Origin of the sequence: Burkholderia sp. DN3021, assembly GCF_049805555.1 — a bacterium.
Classification (GTDB): Bacteria; Pseudomonadota; Gammaproteobacteria; order Burkholderiales; family Burkholderiaceae; genus Burkholderia; species Burkholderia pyrrocinia_C.
In genome coordinates this window covers 1-1,001 of record NZ_JBNCAB010000244.1, presented here as the reverse complement: position 1 = coordinate 1,001, position 1,001 = coordinate 1, and the positions used below count along the sequence as shown (strand labels likewise).

The window sequence follows — 1,001 nt, the reverse complement described above, 5'->3', positions numbered from 1 at the left end:
TCATTTCCTCGGTTCCTTTGCCAGCATTATCGCTGGCAAAGGCCCCGGCCAAACCACTTATCCGTCTGTCCGAATTTGCGCGGCCACCTCTGAATTTTACTTCGACACTTCTGGGGAAATTACGTCCGACGTTGACACGGGGGAGATACCACTCGTCTTAACGTTCACTCCAATGAGGTGATAAGTAATATTTCCCTTCAGCAAGAGTTCGTTGAAAATTCGCCCAGCTTCGCCCGATTCATTTCCAATACCCGGCGTTCCACGGGAGCCCAAGCCAATTGAGATCGCCCCATCTTCCACTTTAGGCTGACTAATTTTCCCGTGCAAAAAACCAGACAATGGAACCTCCTTTCCATCTTTAACGGCAGAAAATTCCACGAGAATTTTCTGCTCCGTATTTGCAGGCGAAAAATAATTCTTATAAACGTAATCATAACTTGGCGAAATTCCCCCATATCCATCAAGCGATTGAGAGAATTGATTGCTCTTACGCAACCCATCATATTCACTCTTTGTCATGGCTCGATACCATTTCGAGGCCCCATCATACTCAATGAATGGAATATTTTTACTTGTCGATGACTCATATTCTGGGGCCAAATAGTATGCATTTGACTTCAATGCACTTTCTTGCGTCAAAGCTAGCCGATGCTCATCAATTAAACCCTGGATATCAGGGTATTGCGTTTTCACAAATATTTTCTTATCAGCCAATCGTTGCTCAGGCGATTTCTGATCACTCTCATTCTTCGCCGCCTTTCTTGCCTCATCCACCTCTGCTTTCTCTTGTTTCGCGATCGCCTTTTCCAATTCTCCTCGTCGCTTTTTCTGAGCAGGTGTCTGCAGAAATTTAGCTGTTTCATTAATAGTTGCTAATTCGCTTCTGTTTTCGTCCAGGGTAGCAATCTTCTTAGGCAACGCCTGCGGATCGCTTCCGGTGGTCGTTTGTTTATGGCCTTTGGGATCTACCTTAACATAGGTGTCATACCCCTTCACCTCGC

1 protein-coding gene is annotated in these 1,001 nt (G+C 45.5%); it reads right to left on the bottom strand.

The genetic code is table 11. From position 1 onward, the window contains the following. Nucleotides 1-96: 96 nt before the first annotated feature. Nucleotides 97-1,001, bottom strand: a 905-nt coding sequence (locus ACPUER_RS36875; protein WP_425133594.1) for a hypothetical protein, incomplete at its 5' end; no start/stop codon positions are given.